The following is an 8,653-nucleotide window of genomic DNA, read 5'->3' as shown; positions in this document are numbered from 1 at the left end:
GGCCAGCCGGTCCGGGACCGTGAACAGGTTGTACTCCCGAGGGTCGGTGACCTCGGCCAGCTCGTCCCAGGTCATCGGCGTCGAGACCGGCGCTCCCGGGACCGGGCGCAGCGAGTACGCCGAGGCGATGGTGCGGTCGCGGCAGTTCTGGTTGTAGTCGACGAAGATCCGCTCCCCCCGCTCCTCCTTCCACCACTTGGTGGTCACGCCACCGTCCCGCCTCTCCAGCGCGCGGCCGAAGCCGATCGCCGCGTGACGTACGTCGGTGAACTCCCACCGCGGCTCGATCCGCACGTAGATGTGGAGGCCGCGGTTGCCGCTGGTCTTGGGGTAGCCGACGATCCCGAGCTCGTCGAGCAGCTCGCGGGCCACGCCGGCGACCCGGACGGCGTCCGCGAACGTCGTCCCCGGCTGGGGGTCGAGGTCGATCCGCAGCTCGTCGGGATGGTCCACGTCGCCGCGCCGGACCGGCCACGGGTGGAAGGTCAGGGTCCCCATGTGTGCGCACCAGACGGGCACGGCGATCTCGGTCGGGCAGATCTCGTCGGCGGTCCGTCCGGACGGGAAGGTGACCTCGACCGACTCCAGGTAGTCGGGCGCCCCCTTGGGCACCCGCTTCTGGTAGAACGCGTCGGCGTTCCGGTCCTGGGGTCCGGTGGCCAGCCGCATGCCCTCCCGGACGCCCGAGGTCCAGCGCTCCAGCGCCGTCGGCCGGTCGCGCAGCGCGCGCATCAACCCGTCCTCGACGCCCGCGAAGTACTCCGCGACCATCAGCTTGGTGACCTCGGGTGTCCGCCCGGTCGCCTCGTAGATCACACGGTCCGGGCTGGAGACCCGGACGGCGCGCCCACCGGCGACCACCTCGGCTGCGGGAGTCTTGGGCACGCGGTCAGGCTATCGGCCCAGCCTCGGCTTGCGGGGTCTCGACGACGCGCGCCAGCGCTCGCTGCTCAACCACCGCCAAGGAGCGAGTTGGGCTCGAACCTCGGCCGCCGGTCGACGTCCTCCCCGTTCGGTCGCACGAACTCGAATCCGGAGGTGCTCACGAGCACCTGGTCGCCCTCGCGCACCGCCTGTGCGCACGCGAGGTGCATCGGGGGCTGGTGGAAGGCGTTGCGTCCCTCCTCCTCGGCCGTGCCCAGGAAGGCGATCGGCCGGCCGAGGCTCTCGCCGCACTTGCCGCAGATCCGGCTGAGCGCGCACTGGGTGACCCAGGCCCGGGTGGCGGTCACGCTCATGCCGTGATCTTCCGCGACCAGCCACCGGTCTCGCGGCGCCGGGTCGGACGCTCGGACTCCGAGGGGCGACCCCGCTCGATCGGCGGGTGGTCGTCGGTCGGCTGGTCCGACGACGTCAGGTGGTTGGGCACCGAGAGCTTGATGATGGTGCGCAGCGCCTGGCCGTACTGCTTGTGGAGCGGACCGGTGGTGTACGGGATGTCGTACTTCTCGCAGAGCGCCTGCACCTTGACCGCGATCTCGGCGTACCGGTTCGACGGCAGGTCCGGGAACAGGTGGTGCTCGATCTGGAAGCCCAGGTTGCCGGAGAGGATGTGCAGCAGCGGGCCCCCCTTGAAGTTCGCGGCACCGAGGATCTGGCGCAGGTACCACTCCGGACGGGTCTCGTCCTCGAGCTCCTCCTCGGTGAAGTGCAGGGCGCCGTCGGGGAAGTGGCCGCAGAAGATGATCACGTAGGACCACAGGTTGCGCATCAGGTTCGCCGTGGCGTTGGCGGTCAGCGTGGTCTTCCAGTTCTTGCCGGACAGCGCCGGGTAGACGACGTAGTCCTTGAGGATCTGGTTGCGGCCCTTCTTGAGGATCTGGCGCAGCTGCCGCTTCATCTCCTTGGGGTCCTTCTGGCCCTTGCGGATCGCCTCGATGTCGAGGTCGTGCAATGCGACGCCCCACTGGAACAGGCTGGCCAGCATCGCGTTGTAGACCGGCTGGCCGATGTAGACCGGGTGCCACTTCTGCTCCCGCGCCATGCGCAGGATGCCGTAGCCGATGTCGTTGTCGTGCCCGAGCACGTTCGTGAACTGGTGGTGCACGTAGTTGTGCGAGTGCTTCCACTGCTCGGCCGGCTGCGCGGTGTCCCACTCCCAGTTGGAGGAGTGGATCTCGGGGTCGTTCATCCAGTCCCACTGGCCGTGCATCACGTTGTGGCCGATCTCCATGTTCTCGAGGATCTTGGCCAGGCCGAGCAGTCCCGCACCCGCCGCCCAGGCGGGCTTCTTGTTGCTGGCGAAGAGTACGGCGCGTCCCGCCGCCGCCAGTCCCCGCTGGATCTTGATCAGCCGGTTGATGTAGGCCGCGTCGGACTCGCCGCGCGCCTCCTCGATCTCGGCGCGGATCGCATCGAGCTCCCGCCCGAGCTGCTCCACCTCCTCCTCGCTGAGGTGGGCGTACTCCTTGACGTCACTGATGGCCATGGTCCGGTCTCCTTTCGTCTTACGGGGTTTCGAGGCTCGCTTCGCTCGCACCTCAACCACCGGTTGGTTTCGAGGCTCGCTTCGCTCGCACCTCAACCACCGGTTCGTCAGATGTCGAGCGTGCAGTCACCGACAGCAGCGGTGACACAGGTCTGGACTTGTTCGTTGGGCTGGTCGTACTCGCTCCCGTTGCGCAGGTCGCGGATCTTCCCGGAGACGAGCGTGAGCGTGCAGGTGTGGCAGATCCCCATCCGGCAGCCGTAGGGCATGCCGATCCCGGCCTCCTCGCCGGCCTCCAGCACCGTGGTGGCGCCGTCGGCCTCGATGGTCTTTCCGGAGTTTCGGAAGGTGATGGTGCCGCCCTCGCCGCCGTCCCCGCCGAACTCCAGCGAGAACCGCTCGAGGTGGAGCTGGTCCTCCAGCCCGGCCTTCTCCCAGTGCTCGTCGATGGCGTCGAGCATCGGCCCCGGCCCGCAGGCCCAGGTCTCCCGCTCCCGCCAGTCCTCGCACAGGTCGTCGAGGTCCGCGAGGTCGAGCATCCCGTCGATGTCGGTGTGCAGCTCGTGCAGGGTCAGCGACGGGTGGCGCTCGCTGAGCGTCTTGAGCTCGTCGCGGAAGATCATCCGCTCCGGGGTCGGTGACGAGTAGTGCATGACGACGTCGGGCATCGTGCCGCGCCGGTCGAGGGTCCGCAGCATCGCCATCACGGGCGTGATCCCGCTGCCGCCGACGAGGAAGAGCATCCGTTGCGGCGGCGGGTCCGGCAGCACGAAGTCGCCCTCGGGCAGCGCCAGCCGCACGATCGTGCCCGGCGCGAGGCCGTTGACCAGGTGGGCCGACAGCAGCCCCTCCGGCATGGCCCGCACCGTGATCGAGATGGTGCGTCCCCGGCGCTTCGGCGGTGAGCTGACCGAGTAGGACCGCCACTGGAACTTGCCGTCGACCTGGACGCCGATGCCGACGTACTGCCCGGGGCGGTGGTTGTAGTGCCAGCCCCAGCCCGGCCGGATCACCAGCGTGGCGGCGTCGTCGGTCTCGGGGATGACCTCCTCGACCCGGCCGCGGAGCTCCCGCGCGGTCCACAGCGGGTTGACCAGGGAGAGGTAGTCGTCTGGGTGCAGGGGGGTGGTCAGCTTGTTTCCGGCGGTCCGGAGGCGCTGCCAGGGGATCGCGGTCGCCATTATTTCAGTGAACACATGTTCTCTCAACGAGTCAACCAGTGCGGACGGTGATCGGGGCCACGCTTGACCGTACCCCGCCGGCGCCTTGGCACGCGCCCTACATTTGTCCCCATGGCCTACCAGGTGGAGAAGTCCGACGAGGAGTGGAAGCAGCAGCTCTCGCCCGAGGAGTACGCCGTGCTGCGCAAGGCGGGCACCGAGCGTGCCTTCACCGGTGAGTACACCGACACCGAGACCACCGGCGTCTACCGGTGCAAGGCCTGCCAGGCCAGGCTCTTCGAGTCGGACACGAAGTTCCACTCCGGGTGCGGCTGGCCGAGCTTCTACCAACCGATCACTGACACCATCGAGTACATCGAGGACAACAGCCACGGGATGCGGCGGACCGAGGTCCGGTGCGCCAGCTGCGGCTCCCACCTCGGCCACGTCTTCCCGGACGGGCACGGCACCCCGACCGGTGACCGCTACTGCATCAACTCGGTGAGCCTCACCCTCGAGCCGAAGCAGGGCTGAGCAGCCGCCCTACGGCAGCCGGGCGATCAGCTCGCCGACCTCGGCCCGGGCGCCGGTGTAGAACGGCACCTCCTCGCGTACGTGGCGCCGAGCGTCGGAGGCGCGCAGGTGGCGCATCAGGTCGACGATCCGGTGCAGCTCGTCGGCCTCGAAGGCCAGCAGCCACTCGTAGTCGCCCAGCGCGAAGCTGGCCACCGTGTTGGCCCGGACGTCGGCGTAGTCGCGCGCCATCTTGCCGTGCTCGGCCAGCATCCGGCGGCGCTCGGAGTCGTCGAGGAGGTACCACTCGTAGGAGCGGACGAAGGGGTAGACGCACACGTGCGCCCGCGGCTCCTCGTCGGCCAGGAAGGCCGGGATGTGGCTCTTGTTGAACTCAGCCGGGCGGTGCAGCGCCATCTGCGACCAGACCGGCTCGAGACGGCGGCCGAACGACGTACGACGCAGCCGGTTGTAGGCGTCCTGCAGCTGCTCGGAACGCTCGGCGTGCCACCACACCATCACGTCCGCGTCGGCGCGCAGGCCGCTGACGTCGTAGAACCCGCGCACCACGACGTCCTCCCCCGCCAGCTCCTCGACGAGCTTCTCGACCTCGGCCGCCTCGGTGGCCCGGTCGGCCTCGCCGAGGACGTCGGCCAGCCGGAAGACCGACCACATCGTGTAGCGGATGGCCTCGTTGAGCTCGCGGGTCTTGGCCGCCTTGCTGGTGCCGGACGTGGGACTGGTCATGCGGTCATTCTGCCGCCTGCACCTCGTCGGCGGCGCGACGGGCCGAGGCGATCACCGCCGGGATGCCGACCCCGTCGTAGGCGGCGCCGCAGACGGCCAGCCCCGGGAGGCGGGCCACCTCGGCCCGGATCCTGGCGACCCGGTCGAGGTGACCGACGGCGTACTGCGGCAGCCCGCCACCCCAGCGCTGCACCAGGCTGTCGACCGGCTCGCCGACGGGACCGACCGCCTCGGCGAGGTCGGCGAGCGAGCCCGCCACGAGCTCCTCGTCCGACGCCTGGAGCGACGCCTGCTCACGGTGCCGGCCGAGCGACGTCCGCAGCAGCAGCAGGTCCTCGCCGTCCAGCGCGCCCCGGCCGGCGTTGCGGACCCACGCCCACTTGGCGAAGGAGAAGGTCGACGCCTTGATCCGGCGGCCCTCGACCGGCGGCACCAGGAAGCCGGAGCTCCCCTCCGCGATCGGGAACCCGTGCGCCCGGAGGGCGAGGGTGACCACCGCCGTCGACGCGTACTCGATCGCCGACAGCTCGGCGGACGCGGCCGGCGCGAGGTCGCCGAGCAGCCGGGAGGCAGGACTGGCCGGCACGGCCAGCACCACCTGGTCGGCCTCGACGAGATCGGGCCGGTGAGCGGAGCCGACCACCAGCTCGTAGCCGTCGTCGCGTCTGCGCAGCTCCCGGACGGTGGCATCGGTGCGCGCGGTGAACCGTCCCGAGGCGACGAGCGCGGCCGGCAGCTCTCCGAGCCCGCCGGGCAGCCCCGCGAAGACGGGCGCGGTGCTCGCCGGCACCGCGGCCGCCGCGGCCTCCAGCAGCGAGCCTCGGTCGAGCATCGCCACCAGCTGCGGGGTCGTGGCGCGCGCCGAGAGCTCGCGGGCGTGGCCGGCGTAGACGCCGCCGAGGAGGGGCTCGACCAGGCGGTCGACGACCTCGTCGCCGAACCGGCCGGCGACCAGGTCCCCGACCGAGACGTCGTCACCGTCGAGCTCGGTGGGTGGCAGCGAGGGCTCGGCCCTGACCCGGCGCAGCCCGTCGGCCGACAGCACACCGGAGGCGGCGAGCTCGTCGACGTCGAGCGGCACCCCCATCAGCGAGCGCGGCAGCGGCCGCAACGCGCCCCGGGTCCACAGCTGCGAGCGTGAGGTGACCGGGTGGACGACGGGCAGCCCGAGCTCCCTCCCGAGCGCCGCCCCCTCGGGTCGCCGGTTGAGCATGGCCTCGGCGCCCACGTCGACCGTCACCCCCCCGACCTCGGCGAGCCGCAGCTTGCCCCCGGCCCGCGGCGAGCCCTCGAGCACGACGACGTCGCGGTCCGGGTCCTCGCCGAGGACGTACGCCGCGGTCAGGCCGGCGATCCCGCCGCCGACCACGACCACGCGGCGACGGCCGTCGCCCGGCCTCGGTGTCACTGCCATGATGGGGTCCCCGAACGCCGAACGGAGCCGACGTGCCAGAGCCCAGGGACGCCCGCCTCGCCGTCCTCATCGACGCCGACAACACCTCGGCCAGCCACGCCGACAACCTACTGGAGGAGGTCTCGAAGTACGGCACCCCGACCGTGAAGCGCGCCTACGGCGACTGGACCGACCAGCACCTGAAGGCCTGGCGGGACAAGTTCGTGCAGCAGGCGATCCAGCCGGTGCAGCAGTTCGCCTACACGAAGGGCAAGAACTCCTCCGACTCGGCGCTGATCATCGACGCGATGGATCTGCTCTACTCCGGAACCCTCGAGGCCTTCGCGATCGTGTCCAGCGACAGCGACTTCACCCGGCTGGCCATGCGACTGCGTGAGTCCGGCGCCACCGTCTACGGGCTGGGGCGGCGCAAGACGCCGCAGTCGTTCCAGTCGGCCTGTGACCGCTTCATCTACCTGGAGAACCTGGGCGCGGTCGAGGGCCAGGACGGGGACGGCGGGGACGAGCCCGCCCCGCCCGTGCCTGACCTGCGCAGCCTGATGACGAAGGCCGTCGAGAGCACGTCGGACGACGACGGCTGGTCGACGATGTCGGCCGTCGGCAACTACCTCGTCAAGACCGACAAGTCGTTCGACCCGCGCACCTACAAGTTCGCCAAGCTGAGCACCCTGGCCAGGGCCCAGGACTACCTGGAGGTCAAGTCGGATCCCGGGACCCGGAGTCTCTGGCTCCGGCTGAAGCCCGCCCCGGCCCGCCGGGGTGGCACCAAGAAGGCGCCCGCTCGGAAGAAGTCCTCGGGCTCCTGACCGGGAACCCGTCGGGGTCCGGCGCCGTCCCACCCCCATGACGACGACGAACCGGCTCGGCAGACGAGCCCTCCTGCCCGGCTTCGGCCTGCTCCTGACCCTCCTGCTCGTGGTCACCGCCTGCTCCTCCGGGGGCAACGACCTCGCGACCAGCGAGGCCGGCGGCGCGGTGGCGGGCCAGGCCCCCGCTCCGGCGGACGGCACGGCGCGCAGCACGGCCTCGGACCTGGCGTCCGGCCAGGCCTTCTCCGACAACGTCGCGCCGCGCGCACCGGCCCTGCAGACGCGGGCCGTGATCTCCACCGGCACGGTGACCCTGCGCTCCGGGGACGTCGGGCAGGCGAGGTTCGACGTGCAGAAGGTGGTCGACGCCCACCGGGGCGAGATCACCGACGAGCAGACCGAGACCGACACCGACGGCAGGATCGACAGGTCACGGCTGGTGATCCGGGTGCCGAGCCAGCTCTTCGACGAGGCGATGACCGACCTGGGCGACGTCGCCGAGCTCCGGTCCGCCCAGCGCACCTCCGAGGACGTCACGACCGAGGTGATCGACGTCGGCGTGCGGGTCCGTGCGCAGGAGAAGAGCCTCGAGCGGATCGAGCTGCTGCTCGCCCGGGCCCAGAGCCTGCGCGACGTCATCGCGATCGAGAGCCAGCTGACCCGCCGCCAGGCCGACCTCGACTCGCTCAAGGCACAGCAGGCCTACCTCGCCGACCAGACCTCGCTGGCCACGATCACCGTGTTCCTGGAGAAGAAGGACCCCGCGGCGACCCCGGCCGAGGAGGACCAGGCCGGGTTCGTGGCGGGGCTGCAGGGCGGGTGGGGAGCGCTGCGCGAGGCCGCAACCGTGCTGGCCACCGGGCTGGGCGCCGTCCTTCCGTTCACGGTGGTGCTGGTCCTGCTCGGCGTCCCCCTCTGGCTGCTGCTCCGCTCCCTGCGTCGCCGCCGGGCCGAACCCCTCGCCGCGGACTGACGCGGCGAGGGGTGACCCCCGTGTAGACCCCCGTGTCGCCGTCGGTCAGGCCGCGACCGTCTCCCGCGGCTCGCTGGTGGGCGCCGCCCGCCAGGCGTGGTCGAGGTCGCGCCCCCGGGTCTCCGGGAGCAGCCGGGCGGAGACCAGGCTGAGCACCGCGACCGCGACGTTGTAGGCCGCGACCCACCACAGCGTCCCGCTGCCCAGCGAGACGAGCCACGCGGCGATCAGCGGGGTGAGGCCCGAGGCGACGATGCCGGAGATCTGGTACAGCGAGCTCAGGGCCGTGTAGCGGTACCGGGTGTCGAACAGCTCGGACCAGAAGGCCGCGAGCGGTCCGTAGACCGTCCCGTAGATGACGCCGAGGCCGACGACGAAGACGAGCGAGATGGCCCAGCGGTTCTCGGTCTGCACCAGGAAGGCCGCCGGGAAGGCGAACAGCAGGCCGATCCACGCCCCCACGCGGTAGACCGGCTTGCGCCCCACCCGGTCACTGAGGGCGCCGGCGATCGGCACCAGCACGACCCCGAGCGCCGCCCCGACCAGGATCGCGTCCAGGGCCCAGCTGCGCGGCAGCTCGAGGTTGGTCGCGACGTAGGCGAGCAGGTA

General features: G+C 71.2%; 10 protein-coding genes. 3 read left to right on the top strand and 7 right to left on the bottom strand.

The window, feature by feature from the left end:
* From VFN12_RS17115 to VFN12_RS17100, 4 genes are all read right to left on the bottom strand, one after another.
* On the bottom strand, nt 1-885 hold an 885-nt coding region (locus VFN12_RS17115; RefSeq protein WP_325119993.1), incomplete at its 3' end, for a DNA polymerase domain-containing protein.
* 65 nt (nt 886-950) lie between these two features.
* Nucleotides 951-1,238, bottom strand: coding sequence for a hypothetical protein (locus VFN12_RS17110; RefSeq protein WP_325119992.1), 288 nt, complete (start codon nt 1,236-1,238; stop codon nt 951-953).
* Entirely contained in the window at nt 1,235-2,428 is a 1,194-nt protein-coding gene (locus VFN12_RS17105; protein WP_325119991.1) for an acyl-CoA desaturase, read from the bottom strand. Before VFN12_RS17105 ends, VFN12_RS17110 begins: the two co-directional genes overlap by 4 nt.
* 107 nt (nt 2,429-2,535) lie before the next feature.
* Entirely contained in the window at nt 2,536-3,609 is a 1,074-nt protein-coding gene (locus tag VFN12_RS17100) for a ferredoxin reductase (protein WP_325119990.1), read from the bottom strand.
* 111 nt (nt 3,610-3,720) lie between these two features.
* On the opposite strand from VFN12_RS17100, the gene msrB reads away from it, so the two are divergent.
* Entirely contained in the window at nt 3,721-4,122 is a 402-nt protein-coding gene (gene msrB, locus VFN12_RS17095) for a peptide-methionine (R)-S-oxide reductase MsrB (RefSeq protein WP_325119989.1), read from the top strand.
* 9 nt (nt 4,123-4,131) lie between these two features.
* On the opposite strand, the gene hemQ is transcribed toward msrB, so the two are convergent.
* Nucleotides 4,132-4,848, bottom strand: coding sequence for a hydrogen peroxide-dependent heme synthase (gene hemQ, locus VFN12_RS17090; protein WP_325119988.1), 717 nt, complete (start codon nt 4,846-4,848; stop codon nt 4,132-4,134).
* Nucleotides 4,849-4,852: 4 nt separating this feature from the next.
* Nucleotides 4,853-6,262 (bottom strand): protoporphyrinogen oxidase, encoded by a 1,410-nt coding sequence (gene hemG, locus VFN12_RS17085; RefSeq protein WP_325119987.1) that lies wholly within the window; start codon nt 6,260-6,262, stop codon nt 4,853-4,855.
* A gap of 32 nt (nt 6,263-6,294) precedes the next feature.
* On the opposite strand from hemG, the gene VFN12_RS17080 reads away from it, so the two are divergent.
* Together VFN12_RS17080 and VFN12_RS17075 are read left to right on the top strand one after the other, a co-directional pair.
* On the top strand, nt 6,295-7,068 hold the full coding sequence (locus VFN12_RS17080) for an NYN domain-containing protein (RefSeq protein ID WP_325119986.1): 774 nt from the start codon (nt 6,295-6,297) through the stop codon (nt 7,066-7,068).
* 37 nt (nt 7,069-7,105) lie between these two features.
* Nucleotides 7,106-8,044 (top strand): DUF4349 domain-containing protein, encoded by a 939-nt coding sequence (locus tag VFN12_RS17075; protein WP_325119985.1) that lies wholly within the window; start codon nt 7,106-7,108, stop codon nt 8,042-8,044.
* A gap of 45 nt (nt 8,045-8,089) precedes the next feature.
* Here the strand turns inward: VFN12_RS17075 and VFN12_RS17070 are convergent.
* A partial coding sequence (locus VFN12_RS17070; protein WP_325119984.1) for an MFS transporter occupies nt 8,090-8,653 on the bottom strand: 564 nt, incomplete at its 5' end.

This window comes from Nocardioides sp., from assembly GCF_035703625.1.
In the GTDB taxonomy this organism is placed as follows: Bacteria; Actinomycetota; Actinomycetes; order Propionibacteriales; family Nocardioidaceae; genus Nocardioides.
This window is presented reverse-complemented; position numbering and strand designations above follow the sequence as displayed.

Excerpts from the sequence above, each read along its gene's own strand:
- VFN12_RS17110 (WP_325119992.1), bottom strand. The coding sequence starts at position 1,238 with ATGAGCGTGACCGCCACCCGGGCCTGGGTCACCCAGTGCGCGCTCAGC.
- VFN12_RS17105 (WP_325119991.1), bottom strand. The coding sequence starts at position 2,428 with ATGGCCATCAGTGACGTCAAGGAGTACGCCCACCTCAGCGAGGAGGAG.
- VFN12_RS17100 (WP_325119990.1), bottom strand. The coding sequence starts at position 3,609 with ATGGCGACCGCGATCCCCTGGCAGCGCCTCCGGACCGCCGGAAACAAG.
- msrB (WP_325119989.1), top strand. The coding sequence starts at position 3,721 with ATGGCCTACCAGGTGGAGAAGTCCGACGAGGAGTGGAAGCAGCAGCTC.
- hemQ (WP_325119988.1), bottom strand. The coding sequence starts at position 4,848 with ATGACCAGTCCCACGTCCGGCACCAGCAAGGCGGCCAAGACCCGCGAG.
- hemG (WP_325119987.1), bottom strand. The coding sequence starts at position 6,262 with ATGGCAGTGACACCGAGGCCGGGCGACGGCCGTCGCCGCGTGGTCGTG.
- VFN12_RS17075 (WP_325119985.1), top strand. The coding sequence starts at position 7,106 with ATGACGACGACGAACCGGCTCGGCAGACGAGCCCTCCTGCCCGGCTTC.